1 rRNA gene is annotated in these 245 nt (G+C 38.4%); it reads right to left on the reverse strand.

The window, feature by feature from the left end:
- Positions 1-108: ribosomal RNA gene (locus H5S39_RS11765) — 23S ribosomal RNA — on the reverse strand; the annotation flags it as partial.
- Between the last annotated feature and the right edge of the window lie 137 nt (positions 109-245).

Raw genomic sequence — 245 nt, forward strand, 5'->3', positions numbered from 1 at the left:
TCCGGATCAAAGCGTACTTACCGCTCCCCGAAGCATATCGGTGTTAGTCCCGTCCTTCATCGGCTCCTAGTACCAAGGCATTCACCATGCGCCCTTCATAACTTAACCTAAACAATCGATGATTGTTTGATTAATTGAGTTAGCGATTCTTTTCGTTAATTAAAACTCAAATAACGCGGTGTTCTCGGTTTATTGTTTTGTTAATAAAGAAATTAGATAATATTTAGTTTTCAAAGTACAAGCTC

The sequence above is a fragment of the Limosilactobacillus rudii genome, from assembly GCF_014145455.1.
Taxonomy (GTDB): domain Bacteria; phylum Bacillota; class Bacilli; order Lactobacillales; family Lactobacillaceae; genus Limosilactobacillus; species Limosilactobacillus rudii.